Raw genomic sequence first — 18,159 nt, 5'->3', positions numbered from 1 at the left:
GGGTCAGACCTTTTCGACTTCGGGGCGTCCGAGGATGCCTGAAGGCTTGAAGATGAGCGCGATCGCCAGGATCGAGAAGGTCGCCACATCCTTGTAGTCGATTGTGAAGTAAGCCGACCACAGCGCCTCGATGAGACCGATCAGCAGGCCGCCGAGAACAGCGCCCGGAAGCGAGCCGATGCCACCGAGAACCGCTGCAGTGAAGGCCTTGACGCCGGGCACGAAGCCGTCGGCGAAGGAGATCACGCCATAATACATCATGTACATGGTACCGGCGACGGCAGCGAGTGCCGCACCCATGATGAAGGTGATGGAGATCGTCCGGTCGACATTGATACCGAGCAGCGCCGCCATCTTCCGGTCCTGCTCGGTCGCGCGTTGTGCGCGTCCAAGCGAGGTGTGATTGACGAGATACCAGAAGCCGGTCAGCAGGACGGCCGTGATGATCACGATGATGATCTGCTTGAGTGAGATCGAGATGCCGCCGATATCATAGACGGTCGTGACCATGCCTGGGATCGACTTGTTGCGCGGACCCTGCGTGACCTGCACGAAGTTCGACAGCAGGATCGACATGCCGATCGCGGTGATGAGCGGTGCGAGCCGGAACGATCCGCGCAGAGGCCGGTAAGCCATCCGTTCGATCGACCAATTCCAAAGGCTGGTGACCGCCATCGCGACGACCATCATGATGAGCAATGCGAGCGCAACCGGGAAACCGGCGACCGCCGCGGTCAACAGCAGGTAGACGACAAGCGCCGTGAACCCGCCGAGCATGAAGATATCGCCATGGGCAAAGTTGACCATGCCGATAATGCCGTAGACCATTGTGTAACCGATTGCGATCAGGCCATAGATCGAGCCAAGCGTCAGCCCATTGACGAGCTGCTGGATAAAATAATCCATCCGTTTTCCCCTGCGCGCAGTATTGCCTGCGCCTATTCTTCTTTGGCGGCCGGCAGCATTCTGCCTTGTCGCGTGGGGATTCCATAGCGCTTTCGTGAAAAATGTGAAGCTAAAAAATGTGCAATCCCTAAAAACTTTCGTGAAACGGTTAAACTGCGCACATTTCGCCTCAATCTGCGCAGGAAATGACCAAAAGATGGCGCTGATTTAGCCATTCGGGGATCATTTTTCCCGGAATTGGATCAGCCCCCACGGACGCCGAATGTCAGGCCGAATGCCCGTCCCGCCTGTCTGACGTCGTGATAGAGGCTCTCGGCAAAGCTCCGCCCGACAATCACTTCGAATGCATTCTCGGCGATCCGTGCGAGATTGATCGACAGATGACCGAAAGCCATGCTCGTCGAGCCGCCAACGGGGAGCGCGCCACCCGCGAGATCGACAGCGACACCCCGCATCAGAATGGCGATGGAATCGGGGCCGGAGAGGCGGAAGAGCGTACGGCCATGGCTCTGGTCGACGACCATCGCACCATCGATTTGAGGCGCCTGCGCGCCATCCCCGCTGACGAGCAGCCACTCTCCCGGACCGACATGCCTGACTTCGCTCGGCGGCAAAGCGGCGAGGACTCCGGACACCCCCTGCTCCGCCCCGCGAAATGCCAGGACCGAATGAATGCGCGCGTCGTCGACCAATTCAAAATGATTGACCCCCGGCATCTCGATGCCATGCGGCGCGCTGTCGGCCAATGGATGCCGGGAGATGAATTGCGGTTCAGCCATGAAGTCTCCCATGCTCCGGATCGACGAAAACGGTCGGGCAGATCATCGCTTCCGTTTCGATGCCCCGGACGCGATCCCAGGCGATAATCTTCTCGCCCATCCGCTCGCGTCCGGACTTGATGAACGCCAGCGCAATCATGTGGCCGAGGCCCGGCGAGTAGCAAGCCGAGGATATCCATCCCTGGTCGGCAGCGGTCGTCGGCGTCGTCTCGGGCTTGAGGATATGCGCGCCGACCTTGAGCTCGGCCTTGGGATCGACGGGTTTGAGGCCGACGAGCTGGTGCCGGTCGGCAGTCTTGAGGCCATAGCGGTCGAGCAAGCGCTTGCCGACATAGTCCGGCTTGGTTTCAGACGCCATGCGGCCGAGCCCGATATCGTCCGCGATCACGCGGCCATCGAGTTCGGCATGGGTGACATGGCCCTTCTCGATGCGCATCACGTTCAGCGCCTCGACACCGTAGGGGCAGATGCCATGCTCGCGGCCGGCCGCCATCAGGGCATCCGCGACAGCCTCGCCATAGCCGGCGGGCACGCCGAGTTCATAGGCCATCTCGCCCGAGAAGGAGATGCGGTAGAGCCGCGCCCGCAGGCCACCCTTGAGCGTGACCGACCGGGCCGCCATGAAGGGGAAGGCGCTGTCCGAGAGGTCGTCTTCGATGACCGCCTCGAGGATCACGCGCGACTTCGGACCGGCAACGGCCATCTGCGCCCATTCATCGGAGACCGAGACGTAGCGCACATCGAGCTCCGGCCAGACCGCCTGGTGGAAGAACTCGAGATGCGTCATCGCTTCCGCGGCGCGTGCCGTGGTGGTCGTCAGGAAGAAGTGGTTCTCGGACAGCCTGCTCAGCGTGCCGTCGTCATAGACCACGCCGTCCTCGCGCAGCATCAACCCGTAACGCGCGCGGCCGACGGGCAGCTTGAGCACCGGATTGGAATAGATGCGGTTGAGGAATTCCGCCGCATCCGGGCCCGCCACTTCGATCTTGCCGAGTGTCGAGACGTCGCAGAGACCGGCATACGAGCGCACCGTCTGGACCTCTCGATCGACCGTTTCGCGCCACGTGGTTTCCCCTGCCTGGGGGAAATAGGACGAGCGATACCACAGCCCGGCCTCGACCATGACCGCGCCGTTCTTCTTCGCCCAATCATGTAGCGGCGACTTGCGCACCGGACGAGCATGCTCGAAGCGGGACGCGCCCGCCAGCGCGCCAAAACTCACCGGCGTATAGAACGGGCGATAGGTCGTGGTGCCGCTGTCACCGACCGACATACCCTTCATCGAGGCCAGGATCGCGGCGGCGTTGACGTTGCCGAGCTTGCCCTGGTCGGTGGCCATGCCCGATGTCGTGTAACGCTTGGCATGTTCAGGATGGCCGTGGCCTTCGCGCACAGCGAGGCCAAGATCCTTCACGTGCACGTCGTTCTGGAAGTCGACAAACGCCTTGGATTTCGCGCCGGACACATACCATAGCGGCGAGAAGCCGGTGCGGCTTTCGCCCTCGATCTGCGGCCAATCAAAGGCGGTCGCATTGCCGCCGAGGCTCTCGACCATGTCGGACGCCTGGGCCCAGCCGTCAGCAAGGCATGCGCCAATGCCGTAGATGCCTTTGGCGGCGCCGGCGGCGACGAACGCCTCACCACTCGGCGGCGCGAGAAAAGAATGAACCTCGTCGGACCACACCGGCTTGGCGCCGCGTTGGCAGAGCAGATGGATCACCGGGCTCCAACCGCCGGACATGGCGAGTGCGTCGCAGGCGATCGTCTCATCGAAGCCGCTGCGGTCGACGCGGATACCCTTGACGCGCGATCCGCCCTTGGTGTCGATGATCGACCCGGATATCCGCCGCACGCCCGCAGGCACGGTATCGCCGGCGGCACTGCGGCTATCGATCAACGCGGCGACTTCCACGCCGGCGGCGGTAAGGTCGCGCGCCGTTTCGTAGCCGGACCCACCATTGGTGAAGACTGCGACTTTGCGACCCGCCGAGACCCCGAAACGGTTGAGATAGGTTCGCATGGCCGACGCGGTCATGATGCCCGGCCGGTCATTGCCGCCGAAGACCAATGGCCGCTCCTCCGCACCGGAGGCGAGAATCGCGCGCTTTGCGGCGATGCGCCAGATCCTCTCGACAGGCCGGTCGGTCGATGGCTGGCTCACATGCTTCTGGACGCGTTCCAGCCCACCGAACACCATATCGTCATACCAGCCGAACACGGTGGTGCGCGGCATCAGGGTGACGTTGTCGAAGCTTTCGAGCTCTGAGATCACGCCGGCGGCGAAATCTGCCGCGGTCTTGCCGCCGATCGTGCCGCGGGACGAGAGCAGCGAACCGCCCAACCGGAAGCCTTCATCGGCGAGGATCACCCGGAGCCCGGAGCGCGCTGCGGCCAGCGCTGCCGAAAGACCGGTCGGTCCGGCGCCGACGACCAAGAGATCGCAATGCGCCCAGCACTTTTCATAGGAATCAGGATCGACATCGCCGATCGAAAGCTTTCCGAGACCGGCGGCTTTTCGGATCAGCGGCTCATAGACCATCTCCCAGAACGCCTTCGGCCACATAAAGGTCTTGTAGTAGAAGCCGGCGCTGAGGAATGGCGACAACAGCGAGTTGACGCTGCCGATATCGAATTTGAGCGATGGCCAGCGATTCTGGCTCTCGGCGGCAAGGCCGTCATAGAGTTCCGCCACGGTGGCCCGCACATTGGGCTCCGTCCGGCCACCGGTGCCGATCGTCACCAGAGCATTGGGTTCGGAGGAGGAAGCGGTCACGACGCCACGCGGGCGATGGTACTTGAAGCTGCGGCCGACCAGCAGTTCGTCATTGGCGAGCAGCGCCGAGGCGAGCGTATCGCCGGCAAATCCCTTGAGCGCCTTGCCGTCAAAGCTGAAGGAAACCGGGCGGCTACGATCGACGATGCCGCCCTGGCTGCGGAACGCGCTCATGCCCGCTCTCCCGACACGACCGTGGCCGCATCCTCGACCGAATGGACGTCATGCGTAATGGTATCGCGCTCGACAATCAGCCAGCGGCGGCAGCCATATTGGTGATGCCAGAACTCCTTGTGGCGGCCCATCGGATTCTCGCGAAGGAAGACATAGTCGGTCCACGCGCTCTCCGGCGCGGCGGGGTCGGGACGGCGCAGGGTCGCATCACCGCGGATGGTGAATTCCTCGATTGGGCGTCGTCCACAATGCGGGCAGGTGATCAGGCTTGCCATCGGCGTCTCAATGCAGGTTGGGTTGCGGGCCGGTGCCGGATTCGTCAATGGAATAGCCCCGTTCGAATCGATCGAGCCGCAAGGCGCGCGCCGTCGGATGCGATTCGTCCTTGGCGATCAGATGGGCGAAGGCGAAACCCGAAGCGGGCGTCGCCTTGAAGCCGCCATAGCACCAGCCGGCGTTGAGATAGAGGTTGGAGATCGGCGTCTTGTCGATGATGGGCGAGCCATCCATGCTCATGTCCATGACGCCGCCCCAGGCGCGCAGCACTTTCGACCGTGACAGTCCCGGCAGCATCGAGATGCCCTGTTCGAAGACATGCTCGACCATGGCAAGGCCGCCGCGCCGCGCATAGGAATTGTAGCCGTCGATATCGCCACCAAAGACAAGGCCGCCCTTGTCGGATTGGGATATATAAAAGTGGCCCATGCCGAAGGTGATGACGCTGTCGATCACCGGCTTCAGCCCCTCGCTGACGAAGGCCTGCAGCACATGGCTCTCGATCGGCAGCCTGAGATCGGCCATGGCCGCGACCTGGGACGAATGTCCGGCGGCTGCGAGGCCAAGGCGATTGCAGCCGATGCGGCCGCGCGTCGTCTCGACGCCGGTCACCACGCCATTTTCCCTGACGATGCCGGTGACTTCGCAATTCTGGATGATATCGACGCCGCGCTCGTCGGCACCGCGACCATAGCCCCAGGCCACGGCATCATGACGCGCCGTGCCGCCACGCTTTTGGAACAGGCCACCGAGGATCGGGAAACGCGCATGGTTGAAATTGAGATAGGGCGCCATCCGGCGCACACCCTCTCGGTCGAGCAATTCAGCGCCCGCTCCTTCCAGCATCATTGCATTGCCGCGCCGAGCGAAGGCATCACGCTGGCCGTCGGTATGGCAGAGGTTCAGCACACCGCGCTGCGAGACCATTGCGTTGTAATTGAAGTCCTGTTCCAGCCCTTCCCAGAGCTTCATCGAGAATTCGTAGAACGGCTCATTGCCGGGCAGCAGATAGTTCGAGCGGATGATGGTGGTGTTGCGGCCTATATTGCCCGATCCCAGCCAGGATTTTTCCAGCACCGCGACATTGGTGATGCCGAATTCCTTGGCGAGATAATAGGCCGTCGCCAGTCCATGACCACCACCGCCGACGATGATCACGTCGTAATGGGCCTTCGGATCCGGCTCGCGCCATTGCGGTGTCCAACCCCGGTTGCCCCGGAGCGCCTCGCGAAATATCGAAAATGCCGAAAAACGCATGTCGGACCTGTCGTTGATGCTGAGTCACCTAACTCCAATCACGCCGCAAAATCTAGACGTTCAGGAAAGAAAATTTCCTGTCACGACAGAATTGCAACGCGCATGGGGACCGGCGATAGAGCGAATATAGACAAAGCTGCTTTCCCATGCATCTCCGTTCGCGAACAAATCGCGCCGCTGACACGTCTAGCACCGGTGTGATGCGCCTCACGTAATGTTTCATCCCGAACAAGATTTCAGGCCGCCAAAACGCCGCAAACCCAGCCAAAGAGGTTGCTTTGACGGGACAAAGACACTAAACGCACACCAAATTTCCATGCGAGAGCCCACAAAGCGGAGCATACCCCCATCATGTCGTTGACACATCTTCAGCGCCTCGAAGCTGAATCGATTCATATTTTCCGCGAAGTGGCGGCGAGCTTTTCCAATCCGGTCATGCTCTATTCGATCGGCAAGGATTCGTCGGTCATGCTTCACCTGGCGATGAAGGCCTTCTATCCCGCGAAGCCCCCTTTCCCCTTTCTCCATGTCGATACGACGTGGAAATTCAAGGAGATGACCAAGTTCCGCGACGACATGGCGAAGAAGCTCGGCATCGACCTTCTGGTTCACGTCAATCCGGATGGCATCGCGCAGGGCATCGGCCCGTTCACGCATGGCTCGAACACCCATACGCATGTCATGAAGACGCTCGGCCTGCGCCAGGCGCTCGACAAATACGGTTTCGACGCAGCCTTCGGCGGCGCGCGCCGTGATGAAGAAAAGAGCCGCGCCAAGGAGCGAATCTTTTCCTTCCGCAATGCGCAGCATTCGTGGGACCCGAAGAACCAGCGCCCGGAGATGTGGAAAACCTACAATACCCGCGTCGGCCAGGGCGAATCCATCCGCGTCTTCCCGCTGTCGAACTGGACCGAACTCGACATCTGGCAGTACATCATGAAGGAAGACATTCCGATCGTGCCGCTCTATTTCGCGGCCAAGCGCCCGGTCGTCGAGCGCGACGGAATGCTGATCATGGTCGATGACGAGCGCATGCCGATCGGCCCGGAAGACAAGATCGAGCAGAAGCTCGTGCGTTTCCGTACGCTCGGCTGCTATCCGCTGACGGGCGCTATCGAATCCGATGCCGCCGACCTGCAGGACATCGTCCGCGAAATGCTGACGGCACGCACCTCCGAACGCCAGGGCCGCCTGATCGACAAGGACGAGGCCGGGTCGATGGAGAAGAAGAAGCGCGAGGGGTATTTCTGATGAACGTTGCAGTTCCCGCCGACGTCTCCGGCGACATGATCGAATATCTCCGCGAGCAGGAAAAGAAATCCATGCTCCGCTTCCTGACCTGCGGGTCGGTGGACGACGGCAAGTCGACCCTGATCGGTCGCCTGCTCTACGACACCAAGCTGATCTTCGAAGACCAGCTTGCGACGCTCGAGCGCGACAGCCTCAAGCACGGCACCGATGGCGAAAACATCGACTTCGCCCTGCTTGTCGACGGCCTCGAAGCCGAACGCGAACAGGGCATCACGATCGATGTCGCCTACCGCTTCTTCGCCACCTCCAAGCGCAAGTTCATCGTTGCCGACACACCCGGCCACGAACAATATACCCGCAACATGGCGACCGGCGCCTCGACCGCCGACCTGGCCGTCGTGCTGGTCGATTCCCGCCAGGGCATCCTGCGCCAGACGCGCCGTCACTCCTACATCGCCTCGCTGCTCGGCATCCGCCACATCGTGCTCGCGGTCAACAAGATCGACCTGATGGACTATTCCGAAGAGGTCTTCGACAAGATCGTCGCCGACTATATGGAATTCGCCAAGGATCTCGGCTTCGCCTCGATTAAGCCGATCCCGATGTCGGCCCGTTTCGGCGACAACGTCACCATGGGTTCGTCAAAGACGCCCTGGTATTCCGGCCCGAGCCTGCTCGAACATCTCGAAACCGTTCCGATCGAAAACGACCAGTCCGGCAAGCCCTTCCGCTTCCCGGTACAGTATGTCGTTCGTCCGAATCTGGATTTCCGCGGCTTTGCCGGCCAGGTCGCATCCGGCTCGATTTCAACGGGCGACAAGATCACCGTCGCCAAGTCCGGCCAGCAGTCGGTCGTGAAGGAAATCGTCGTCCATGAAGGCACGCAGAAAAGCGCCGTTGAAGGCGAAGCTGTCACCATCGTTCTCGCCGACCAGATCGACATTTCCCGCGGTGATATGCTCGTTGCCCCGGAAAGCCGTCCGCACGTGGCCGACCAGTTCCAGGCGCATGTCATCTGGTTCGACGCCGAGCCGATGATCCCGGGCCGCAGCTACATCCTGCGCACCGAGGTCGACAGCGTCAGCGCCACGATCACGACACTCAAGCACCACGTCAACATCAACACCTTCGCGCATGAGGCGGCCAAGCACCTCAACATGAACGAAGTGGGCGAGTGCAATATCTCGACCCAGTCGCCGATCGCCTTCGATGCCTACAAGTCGAACCGGGTCACCGGCAATTTCGTGCTGATCGACCGTTTCACCAACGCCACTGTCGGCGCCGGCATGATCGACCATCCGCTGCGCCGCGCCTCGAACGTGCATTGGCAGGCGATGGAGGTCAACAAGCAGGCCCGCGCCGAGCTCAAGCATCAGCAACCCGGTGTGCTCTGGTTCACCGGCTATTCCGGTTCGGGCAAGTCGACGATCGCCAACACGCTCGAAAAGCTGCTGCATGCCCAGGGCAAGCACACCTTCATGCTCGATGGCGACAATATCCGCCATGGCCTCAACCGCGACCTCGGCTTCGACAACGATGACCGCGTCGAGAACATCCGCCGCGTCGCCGAAGTCGCCAAGCTGATGACCGATGCGGGCCTTGTCGTCATCGTCTCCTTCATCTCGCCCTTCAGGGCTGAACGGCAGATGGCACGCGACCTCTTCCCCGAGGGCGAATTCGTCGAAGTCTTCGTCGATACCCCGCTCGAAGAGTGCATCAAGCGCGACCCGAAGGGCCTTTATGCGAAGGCACAGGCCGGCGAGATCGCGAACTTCACCGGCATCTCATCGGGCTACGAAGCACCCGAGAATCCGGAAGTGCATCTCCACACGCTCGGACATGATCCCGAAGCGCTGGCGATCATGATCGAAACCTATCTCAAGAAGCGGTGACACGATGCTCGACGTCCTCGAAAAGCTCGCGCTCGCCGCGGGCAAGGAAATCCTCGCCGTCTACAATGCCGGTCCAAATGTGACGCTGAAGAGTGACTCCTCGCCGGTGACAGAAGCCGACGAGCGCGCCGAGGCCATCATCCTGGCGGGCCTCGCCGAGGCCTTTCCGGATATCCCTGTCATCGCAGAGGAGTCGGTAGCGGCAGGCCGGATCCCCGATGTCGAAGGCAAGTCCTTCTTTCTCGTCGACCCACTCGACGGCACCAAGGAATTCATCAACAAGCGCGACGATTTCACTGTCAATATCGCCCTGATCAAGGAAGGCGTGCCGGTCGCCGGCATAGTCTATGCGCCGGCCAAAGGCACAGCCTGGACCGGCGGCGACGGCAAGATTGAAAAACTCCAGGTCGACGCAGACTTTGCCGTCACCTCGCGCAAGGAAATCGGTTGCCGTAGGCCCGTTGGCGACCTGACGGCCGTCGCCAGCCGCTCGCACAATTCGCCGGAGACCGAAGCCTTCCTCAAGGAGAAGGGCATCAGCTCGACGAAATCAGTCGGCTCTTCGCTCAAATTCTGCCTGGTCGCGGAAGGCGAAGCCGACGTCTACCCGCGCTTCGGCCGTACCATGGAATGGGACACGGCAGCCGGTGACGCCGTGCTGCGCGCAGCCGGCGGCATGACCGTCGACCTCGATGGCAAACCCTTCCGTTATGGCAAGACAAAGCAGGCCGACGACAGCGACTTCGCCAACGGCCATTTCATAGCCTGGGGCAAGCGGGGCTGACCGCCGCAAGGCCTGGTTCCACGGAAAACTTTCCCATTTGCAACACCACAGCCCGCGACCCCGAAGTCGCGGGCTGTGTCTTTTGCATGGCATCCGATGGCACCCACATCGTTCATGATCGCGGCAAATATCCGACAGTTGAGAATCTGGGTGCATCAAATATTAAGCAACCTGCACGCGAGCCAGGCGTAGTCAAATAAGGTTTACAGATAATAAATCTCTTAATGCAATTCTGTATCTGCCAAAATGGCGAGCAATCAATTGGTCCGGCAGCAAATATTACTTAATCACTAGTTGTCGGCAACACCTAATTTTGTCCCCATGATTGCGGACGCTGAAACTATAGGTGACGTGTCATGCCGAGATACAACTTCAAGATAAGCCAGAGGTTGGCTTTGAGTGTAATGATGCCCGCCATCGCGTCCGTGATTACTGCGGGGATCATCATCAAAGGCTATTATGACGACTATGCCGACTATTCGCGCATGGAAAATCTCATGAATTTCGCCGCGGCCGCGGACCTGGCGGTGCATCAGTTGCAGGTAGAACGCGGCCGAACAGCCGCATTTCTGGGCGGCGACGGCACCAAGGGCCGCGATCTCCTCGCCGGCGCACGCAGCGAAACCGACAAGGCCCTCCTCGACCTCGGGGATGCCATGAACGGTGCTGAGGACAAGGGCGCCTCGGATGACGTCTTTAAGCTCGACGCCCTGAAGGAGAAGCTCGCTACGCTTGCGGCCCTGCGCAAGGATGTGGATGGCCAGAAGGCAGACGGCCCGACGGCCATAAAGGCCTACACGGCCGTCGTTGCCGCCACGCGCAGCAAGCTCGACGTGATCCCCTGGCAAGCCACCGATCCCAGGATGTCACTCGAGGCGAGCGCGCTCGCCAACACGGCGCTTATGAAGGAGTTCGCGGGGCAGCAACGCGCTATGGTGGCGCAGGCCTTGTTGGCCGGCAAGCTCGACGAACAACTGCGCGCCCGGATTCACCAAGCAGATGCCAAGCAGGTCGGCATTCTCGACCTATTGTCCGAATCCTACAAGGGTACCAGCCAGGACCAGTTGCACGAAATGGCCAAGACACCCGCATTCGAGCAGTTCGAGGCGATGCGAAAGGTGGTCCTTCTGACTTCCGCAGGCACCAGCATACCAGGCTTGGAGCCTGACGCATGGTTCAGCGCGGCCTCCGCGCGCATCGACGAATTGCGGAAATTCGAAGTCCTGCTTGCCTCCGGCGTCAAGGCGCAGTCGGCCCTGCTCGCCAGCGAGGCATGGAACTTCGTGCTCATGTGGCTTTGCGTGGCGGCCGGCATCTTGCTGGCGGTCGTGGCCGTCGCCATCATCATCGCGCGGTCCATCACAACGCCGATCACCGAGATCACCCGGACCATGGGCGTGATTTCCAGGGGCGACTTTGGTTCCGCCGTACCCTTCCGGGATCGCACTGACGAAATAGGGACGATGGCCGGCGCCGTCGCGGTGTTCCGGGAGAACGGGCTGGAACGCCAGCGCCTCGAGGCCGAGGCAGAAGCGAACCGCTCGCAGTCGGACCTGGAACGCATGGAGCGCGAGCGCCGGCAGGCCGAAGAAGCCGCGCAGGTCACGTTCGCCGTCGATACTCTGGCAACCGGTCTCGGCGCGCTGGCGGACGGAAAACTGAACTTCCGCCTCCAGACCGCGTTCGCCGACCGGCTCGACAAGACCCGGATCGACTTCAACGCCGCAATCGAACGCCTTGAGGATACGCTGCGCCGGGTGGGTCAGAACGCCCAAGCCATCGCCGCCGGCTCCAACCAGATCAGGGCAGCCGCCGACGATCTTTCCAAGCGCACCGAACAGCAGGCCGCCTCGGTCGAGCAGACGGCAGCGGCGCTGGAACAGATCACAACAACCGTGGCGGACTCCAGTCAGCGCGCAGATGAGGCCGGCCGTCTGGTCGGGACGACGCGTGACGATGCCGAGCGGTCGGGCGTAGTGGTTGCCAAGGCCGTCGACGCAATGCACGAAATCGAACGTTCATCGAGCGAGATCTCCAACATCATCGGCGTGATCGACGAGATCGCATTCCAGACCAATCTCCTGGCGCTCAATGCTGGCGTCGAGGCGGCCCGAGCCGGAGACGCCGGCAAGGGCTTTGCCGTCGTGGCACAGGAAGTGCGCGAACTCGCCCAGCGTTCGGCCAATGCCGCCAAGGAAATCAAGGGCCTGATCACGAAGTCTGGCGAGCATGTCAAGAGCGGCGTCGAGCTGGTCGGGGCAACGGGGACGGCGCTCGCGCGGATCGTCGTGCAAGTCAAGGAGATCAACGACAATGTCAGCTCGATTGTCGAAGCCTCAAAGGAACAATCGACGGGCATCAAGGAGATCAACAACGCGGTGTCCCTAATGGATCAGGGCACCCAGCAGAATGCGGCGATGGTCGAGGAATCGACTGCGGCCAGCCATTCATTGGCGCGCGAAGCCGAGGCGTTGTTCCATCTGATCGGAATGTTCCAGATAAGCGACCAAACCGGCGCCGCTGCCAGCCGGCCGTCGCCCGCCGAAGCGCGGTCGCCCATCGCATCGCCCGCACGCCAGATGATGGGCAAGCTGACCAACGCATTCAACGGCAATGCGGCCGCGAAACAGAGCAACTGGCAGGAATTCTGATCACGGACAGGGCGGGCGGATGCAAGCCGCGCCGCAGCCTGGAATCAAACGGCCCGGGTAAACCCGGGCCGTCTTCAACCACTCATGCATACGACATCAGCCTTCGGCGATGCGCTTTTCGACCGTGAATACACCTTCCAATACATTGGACGGCGCCTCCAGCGCGGATGCCCTGCATTGCAGCACCATCTCGATTTTGTTCTTCAGACTCTGCGCAGCCGCTTCCATGCCTTCCTTGGCATAGAAGTCGCCACCGGCCAGGCACTGATGGTGTATCCAGCTGAGATAACGATGGCGCACCTTCTCGGGTGCGACGAAGGCTTCGGACCAGAACCGGTCGAGATCAATGCCGCGCTCGACGCAGAACGCGAGCTCAGGATTGCGATAGAGTGCCTGACCGAGCACCGCAAGCGGCACGCCATGATGGATCGCTGAAAGCCCCGACGTCGAGTTGATGGTGATCATGCCGGCGGAATGGCGCGTCAGAAGGCTGAGCGAGCCGCCGTCCAGCACATGCACCCGATCCTTGACATCGTTCAGCGCACTGACCTGGCGGATGAAATGCAGGTCGCGGGTATGGCCGCGTTCCATCGGATGAATCTTGAAGACCAGCTGATGGTCGTCAGGCGCGTTGCGCGCGAAAGAGACGATCGTCTTCAGGATGAGCTTCTGGTTGTTCCAGGCATTGGCGGCGCGGCCGAGCTGGGTATCGTCATGCACCTGCAGCGGCACGATGTAGAACCGCTTGTCGTGGTGCTCGAGCAGTCGCTCGGAAATATGGTAGTTGCGGCCGACATGGGCGAATTTGCGATAGTAATTCTTGACCCAATAGAAGCCTTCGGAGAGTAGCGTACGCTTCTGCTTGTGGAAGAGCTTGCGTTCGCCGGGCGTCGAAATGATGGCGCGAATTGTGAAATACTGAAGCGCTGCCCAGGCCATGGCGGAGAACGAGCCGGAGGACGTCACCGGTTTCGGGCCCTCGCGACGCGGCGCGTTGAATTCGTCGGGTGGAAGTTGTCCAGCGATCGGCGAGCGCCAGTTGTTGCCCGTTAGTTCCATCGTCACATAGCCCGGACGGATATAACCTTCCTCAAGGCAGACGACCGGGATGCCCATCTGCTCGGCGCATTCGATCGCAACGCGATGGACGAGACGCTCTGAGCCGAAAAGCACGACGGCATCGAAGCCGTTCTCCCGAATGATTTCCGTGAACCACAGACGCCAGGTATCGACGTTGCCGACAAAATCCAAGGTCTTGTCGCCAGGCGAATAAAGACGGTCGCCGGCATTGAAGCGCACGCGCCATGCGTCGAAGCCGCTGGCGTTCAGATGATCCTGCGCGCGGCGGAAAAAGCTACCGACAGGTCCCTGCAGCAGGACCACCCGCGGGCAATCCTTGTTCGGAAATGAACGGCGAACACGGCGCATGAACGGAAAGCTGATAAGCCCCGTCCCCTGTCCCTTGGCGAGCTTCGCCTTCTTACGGGCTTTCTCGCTCTGTCTGCCGTTTGAATTGAAAGGTACGTTCATGTGTCGTTTGCTTCATTCATTAAGGTGACGGCTAACCACCCGAAACGCTCATTACACATATCGGCGTTCACTTTTCAACTGGCCCGCATCAGCCGCCGAGGCTGTGATGCAGGCGCGCCACAGATGAAATAGCTTACCACCGCGTTCGCCCTGACCCTCGACCATGATGGTGTGAAGAATGAGGCAAAGCGAAATTTGTCTAAGAATCTGACAAACATGGTTAATTCTGGAACGTTTGAAGCAACGTTGTGAGAACCGTGTTTCGCAATGCTTCAGGCCCGACGATCACGTATTTTGACCGCTGAACGATTAATTGATTGCGAGATCGTCAGCATCAACCGTCGCCACACGGGCACCTTGACCTTCCGCTTGAGCGCGATTTCCTCGACCAGTTCCTCGACTCGGCACGGCATGCCGCTCAGCGGATGGACGTAGAATGGGTAGAGGATGAGAGCTGCGGCCGCCAGCATTTCGACATTGATCCGTCTGGTGCGGCGGGGCACCGGCAGACGGTCGTCGGTCAGGCCCCAGCCGGCATAGAAGGGGATACCGTGGACGCCGACCGGCTTGTGGCGGATCAGCGCTTCGAAACCGGCGAGTGAGGTCATGGTTTCGACCCGATCGCACCAGGCGATCCAGTGCTTTATGTCGCCTTGACGGACGATGATATCCGCTGCATCGGGCACCTCGCCGCCAGAGCGCATGCCCGATGTGACGTCGGGATGCTCTTTGTAGACGAGATAGGCATCGGGAAAGAGCGCCCGCACCGCCGCAACCAGGCCACGATTGGTCTTGATTGCGGGCGAGCCATATCGGATCGAGGCGTCCTTCTCGACCTGCCCCGGCACGAGGATCTTCAGCCGGCCTTCTTCCACTGAAGGAAAAGCGACGGTATCGCCCACATTATATTTGGAAACGCCCTTCTCGACGATCGACGCCACCAATCGGGTCGCCCGCTCCACGAGATCAGCTGGAAAATCGTGAGTGGCGATAATGTGCTCGATCCGGCTCTCACCACGCGCGTCATAATAGACATGGTCCCAGTCCATCGCGAGCGACGATGGCAGCGCGAGATTGGCGCCGAGACCGCGCGAGCGGATGAAGCCGTCCTCGAATCGCACGGCGGGCACCGTCGTCGGCATGGGCTTGGACGTGCCCCAGAGTGCCACCTGACCGCCATTCTCGACGGCGAGCCGAACGGCCTGCTTGAGCGAATTGCAATGCACCGCCGTGCCCTGCGGCCCGATGACGAATGGGTCAAGCGCCCGCTTCTTCCAGGGCGACAGCCCGCCGGTATAGACCCGGGGCGTGACCTGATTGCGCTGCTCGCGAACCGTCAGCATCTGGTCGAGCGCCCGTTCGATTTCCACCGGCTGCCGGTCGTGGACATCGAGATAGCTGCTATAGCCGAGATAGGCAGCGTGGAAGACCTGTTCGAGCGTCGCCGGCGAGCGCGGTGCGGGCGCTTCGCAATGGTCGACGGTCAGACCGCGATGCGCGTAATAGGTGACGCCAAAGGAATGGACCTTGGTTCCGGCCATCAAGGCTTCAAAACCGAGCTGGCTGGAGACGGTGTAGACCGCGTCCGCCGCTTCGATCAGCGGCCAGGGGTTCATCCGGCCCGGCACGTTCACCCCGATGCCGAGTCGCCTGGCGGCGTTGAGCACCGGGCTGCGGTCGCCGGCGGCAGGATGCGTTCGCGCCGCGATCACGGCGTCAGGATAATGGTCGCGAGCGTGCTCCAGCATTGCGCCAAAGCGCGTCTCATCCGCCAGAGCGCCCGCAATCGAGGCATCGCCGGTAACCTGATCGACGATCAAAACGAACGGCTTGTCGGGCGGCAAACCACTCTCCGACAGCGGCCGGATAGGCGAATTGTTGTATTTCGAAAGCCGGTTCTGGCGGATGAAATCGATGACCGAGCGCGCGCGGTCGATCTGTACCTGGGTCACGCCCTCGTCGATCAGCGCCGAGAGGTCGCTCGGTCGCGTCGCATCGAAATAGATGCCGGAACGATCGACGACATAGGAATGCGCCGGTTCCGTCCGGCCCGGCGCATAGCTCTTGAGAAAGCCGTCCTCCAGAATGACGACCTGCTTGTCGAAGCGTCTGCCGAGACGCCGCGCCCGCAAGCCGGAAGCGCGCCCGCCCCAACCGACGAAGCCATCGATGGCGAAGGGCAGGACGGCTGGAAACAAGCGAATATCGGCGCCCAGAATAGTCGCGATCTCATGTCGCTGCGCCCAAAGGCCCGGCGACGTCACCGCAAGAACTGGTCTGGATCTGGTCATCGCAGATGGCCCTCTGTCAGGCCGCCGCCGGGTCGCGCCCTGCGACAGTCCAATCAACAAAGTCCGCCGTCAATTGTTGTTCTTGAGGACCTGGACATCCCTGGCCAGCGCCACCGGACCGCGAATGATCTGAATGAACTTGACGAGGTCCGTCGTCGGATGCCGCGCCAGATAAAGCACGTCCTTGTTCCGCACCGGGAAGGATTGGGTAACGAGATAGCTCTGCGGATCCGTCATGTCGATGCGATAGACGATCGGATAGCGGCCTTCCCTGTCAGGCGCCATGCCCTGCTTCAACAGGTCATGAAAACGCTGTTCGCCGACGACTTGGCGATAGACGACCTCATATTCGTAGCGGAAGATGAAATACCCCTTGGGATCGGCCAGTTCGGCCCGGGCGCCGCCGGAAAGAGCAGCCGCTTCGACCAGCGTCAGCGTGCTCGTCTCGAACGGAATCTTGCCGCTCTTGTAGACATTGCCCAGCGCCGTGAAGGTCTGGGGGTCATAAGTCAGGAAGATCTTGTCCCGCGGCTGGATCATGATGTCTTCCTTGGGATCATCGATCACGCTCTGGAGGAGCACCGTGGAAGACTTCCGGCCACGCGTCAGGGTGACATAGGTATCATAAGGCGGCTTGGCAGGACCGCCGCCCGAGGCGATCACGCTGGTGAGCGGCTGCGGCGAAAGGCCGAGAATGACCATCTGCGGCTGGTTGACGGCGCCCTGCACCGAAACCATGCGCGAGAAATTCTTGGAGATATTGACAACGACGTCTGGCTCGACGGCCTTCGCCTTCAGCGCCTGGGCCACTTCCTGGCGGGCCTGTTCGAGCGTCTTGCCGGCGAACTTGATTGAACCGGCATAAGGGATCTGGCCAAAACCGTTCGGCTGCACGACAACAGGAATGTTGGTCGACTTGCGCTCAATGGTTGAGAAAAGGCCATCCGGGCCGGCTTCGAAGATCAGAACGCTCAGTTCGTCGCCGACGCCGATAACCGGCGTGCCCGGGGCGCTACCGAAGCCGAAGGTCTGTTCGAGAGAGGGCTGGCCAAGCGCGGTAACAGAATTCGCGACGCGCTGATCGACCTGAATGACGTCGAAGGTAATGCCGGCATCCGTAATGGTGACCGTCTTGTCGGCCCCGGACGACACCACTTTCGAAGCAAGCGGGCCGTCGTTGGGAACGCAACCCGCCAGCAGGGCCAGCGAGGTAGCAGCAACAGCGAGGGCGAATATTCTCTTCAAGCCTGCCGCCTGTTTCCCGTTCAATACAGTCTGACGCATGTCACCAATATTCCCTCCGGCAACGCCCAGAGGCGCAGCCCCATTTCCGGCAGGCAACAACGGCCCGTCGGGTCCTCTTTGTCTGAAAACCCTCGAACCATATTCCCCATCAGCGCAGGTACTTCCCGCTCTGTCCGAATTTGCAACATTTCTCTTGCACATTCGTTAAGCCAATGAAAGCCGCCCTGCGGCGTTTATCCAATTCCCGCGAGCACCTTATAGCGGGTTTCGAAAAGAGTGCCGCATAAAAAACACAGCACCCATCCTACAATTTCTTACAAGCCGTAGATTATCTTGAATAACCTTGTACG

11 protein-coding genes and 1 pseudogene are annotated in these 18,159 nt (G+C 61.1%); 4 read left to right on the top strand and 8 right to left on the bottom strand.

What is annotated here, in order from left to right:
- Nucleotides 1-3 precede the first annotated feature (3 nt).
- The 5 genes from AC2YI2_RS22930 to AC2YI2_RS22910 all read right to left on the bottom strand — a co-directional run bounded on the left by AC2YI2_RS22930 (nt 4) and on the right by AC2YI2_RS22910 (nt 6,165).
- Entirely contained in the window at nt 4-906 is a 903-nt protein-coding gene (locus AC2YI2_RS22930; RefSeq protein ID WP_487388814.1) for a branched-chain amino acid ABC transporter permease, read from the bottom strand.
- 242 nt (nt 907-1,148) lie between these two features.
- Entirely contained in the window at nt 1,149-1,685 is a 537-nt protein-coding gene (locus AC2YI2_RS22925; RefSeq protein ID WP_487388813.1) for a sarcosine oxidase subunit gamma, read from the bottom strand.
- Nucleotides 1,678-4,632 (bottom strand): sarcosine oxidase subunit alpha family protein, encoded by a 2,955-nt coding sequence (locus AC2YI2_RS22920; RefSeq protein WP_487388812.1) that lies wholly within the window; start codon nt 4,630-4,632, stop codon nt 1,678-1,680. Before AC2YI2_RS22920 ends, AC2YI2_RS22925 begins: the two co-directional genes overlap by 8 nt.
- Nucleotides 4,629-4,907 (bottom strand): sarcosine oxidase subunit delta, encoded by a 279-nt coding sequence (locus tag AC2YI2_RS22915; RefSeq protein WP_487388811.1) that lies wholly within the window; start codon nt 4,905-4,907, stop codon nt 4,629-4,631. Before AC2YI2_RS22915 ends, AC2YI2_RS22920 begins: the two co-directional genes overlap by 4 nt.
- A 7-nt stretch (nt 4,908-4,914) precedes the next feature.
- Entirely contained in the window at nt 4,915-6,165 is a 1,251-nt protein-coding gene (locus AC2YI2_RS22910; protein ID WP_487388810.1) for a sarcosine oxidase subunit beta family protein, read from the bottom strand.
- Between the two features lie 339 nt (nt 6,166-6,504).
- On the opposite strand from AC2YI2_RS22910, the pseudogene cysD reads away from it, so the two are divergent.
- The 4 genes and pseudogenes from cysD to AC2YI2_RS22890 all read left to right on the top strand — a co-directional run.
- A pseudogene (gene cysD / locus AC2YI2_RS22905) lies at nt 6,505-7,416 on the top strand (sulfate adenylyltransferase subunit CysD); the annotation flags it as partial.
- Between the two features lie 35 nt (nt 7,417-7,451).
- Nucleotides 7,452-9,308 (top strand): bifunctional sulfate adenylyltransferase/adenylyl-sulfate kinase NodQ, encoded by a 1,857-nt coding sequence (gene nodQ / locus AC2YI2_RS22900; protein WP_487388884.1) that lies wholly within the window; start codon nt 7,452-7,454, stop codon nt 9,306-9,308.
- A 4-nt stretch (nt 9,309-9,312) separates the two neighbouring features.
- Nucleotides 9,313-10,092, top strand: coding sequence for a 3'(2'),5'-bisphosphate nucleotidase CysQ (gene cysQ, locus AC2YI2_RS22895; protein ID WP_487388809.1), 780 nt, complete (start codon nt 9,313-9,315; stop codon nt 10,090-10,092).
- Between the two features lie 356 nt (nt 10,093-10,448).
- Nucleotides 10,449-12,743, top strand: coding sequence for a methyl-accepting chemotaxis protein (locus AC2YI2_RS22890; protein ID WP_487388808.1), 2,295 nt, complete (start codon nt 10,449-10,451; stop codon nt 12,741-12,743).
- Between the two features lie 96 nt (nt 12,744-12,839).
- Here AC2YI2_RS22890 and AC2YI2_RS22885 read toward each other — a convergent pair whose 3' ends face one another.
- The 3 genes from AC2YI2_RS22885 to AC2YI2_RS22875 all read right to left on the bottom strand — a co-directional run bounded on the left by AC2YI2_RS22885 (nt 12,840) and on the right by AC2YI2_RS22875 (nt 17,809).
- Nucleotides 12,840-14,273, bottom strand: a complete 1,434-nt coding sequence (locus tag AC2YI2_RS22885; RefSeq protein WP_487388807.1) for a capsular polysaccharide export protein, LipB/KpsS family — start codon at nt 14,271-14,273, stop codon at nt 12,840-12,842.
- A gap of 272 nt (nt 14,274-14,545) precedes the next feature.
- On the bottom strand, nt 14,546-16,564 hold the full coding sequence (locus AC2YI2_RS22880; RefSeq protein ID WP_487388806.1) for a capsule polysaccharide biogenesis protein: 2,019 nt from the start codon (nt 16,562-16,564) through the stop codon (nt 14,546-14,548).
- Nucleotides 16,565-16,633: 69 nt separating this feature from the next.
- Nucleotides 16,634-17,809: a polysaccharide biosynthesis/export family protein gene (locus tag AC2YI2_RS22875; protein ID WP_487388805.1), complete on the bottom strand. Its 1,176-nt coding sequence runs from the start codon at nt 17,807-17,809 to the stop codon at nt 16,634-16,636.
- Nucleotides 17,810-18,159 lie beyond the last annotated feature (350 nt).

The sequence above is a fragment of the Rhizobium sp. SRI_017 genome (assembly GCF_057586295.1).
This window is presented reverse-complemented; position numbering and strand designations above follow the sequence as displayed.

Bases quoted from the DNA above. Each gene is read 5' to 3' on its own strand.
- AC2YI2_RS22915 (WP_487388811.1), bottom strand. From the start codon at position 4,907: ATGGCAAGCCTGATCACCTGCCCGCATTGTGGACGACGCCCAATCGAG.
- nodQ (WP_487388884.1), top strand. From the start codon at position 7,452: ATGATCGAATATCTCCGCGAGCAGGAAAAGAAATCCATGCTCCGCTTC.
- AC2YI2_RS22930 (WP_487388814.1), bottom strand. From the start codon at position 906: ATGGATTATTTTATCCAGCAGCTCGTCAATGGGCTGACGCTTGGCTCG.
- AC2YI2_RS22885 (WP_487388807.1), bottom strand. From the start codon at position 14,273: ATGAACGTACCTTTCAATTCAAACGGCAGACAGAGCGAGAAAGCCCGT.
- AC2YI2_RS22880 (WP_487388806.1), bottom strand. From the start codon at position 16,564: ATGACCAGATCCAGACCAGTTCTTGCGGTGACGTCGCCGGGCCTTTGG.
- AC2YI2_RS22920 (WP_487388812.1), bottom strand. From the start codon at position 4,632: ATGAGCGCGTTCCGCAGCCAGGGCGGCATCGTCGATCGTAGCCGCCCG.
- AC2YI2_RS22925 (WP_487388813.1), bottom strand. From the start codon at position 1,685: ATGGCTGAACCGCAATTCATCTCCCGGCATCCATTGGCCGACAGCGCG.
- AC2YI2_RS22910 (WP_487388810.1), bottom strand. From the start codon at position 6,165: ATGCGTTTTTCGGCATTTTCGATATTTCGCGAGGCGCTCCGGGGCAAC.
- cysQ (WP_487388809.1), top strand. From the start codon at position 9,313: ATGCTCGACGTCCTCGAAAAGCTCGCGCTCGCCGCGGGCAAGGAAATC.
- AC2YI2_RS22890 (WP_487388808.1), top strand. From the start codon at position 10,449: ATGCCGAGATACAACTTCAAGATAAGCCAGAGGTTGGCTTTGAGTGTA.